Raw genomic sequence first — 303 nt, 5'->3', positions numbered from 1 at the left:
GAGGAGCATTCGCTTGCCGCCGTGGCGCCGCTCATTCTTCCCACCGAGGCGATCGGCGATCTCGGTCTGGAAATCGCCCCGCATGCCCGCGTGAGGCCGACACGCTTCGAGTTCTGGGGCGCGGGGCCCTCGCTTGCAAAGCTGCGCGCCGAGCTCGAGAAACGCGGCTATCGCTTCCTTGGGCTCGAGACATTTTCCAGCGAACTGCGGATGCTGAAGAGCGTGCCGATCGATGGAGAAGGGTTCCTGGCCGTGCTGAGGGAAATCGTTCCCTTGGCCCGGTCGTTGCAGTGCAGCTATCGC

General features: G+C 64.4%; 1 protein-coding gene. It reads left to right on the top strand.

Annotated features, from left to right (window positions below; genetic code table 11):
* A partial coding sequence (locus tag EN818_RS33165; protein ID WP_189524009.1) for a hypothetical protein occupies positions 1-303 on the top strand: 303 nt, incomplete at both ends.

The organism is Mesorhizobium sp. M3A.F.Ca.ET.175.01.1.1, assembly GCF_004791945.1.
In the GTDB taxonomy this organism is placed as follows: domain Bacteria; phylum Pseudomonadota; class Alphaproteobacteria; order Rhizobiales; family Rhizobiaceae; genus Mesorhizobium.
This window is presented reverse-complemented; position numbering and strand designations above follow the sequence as displayed.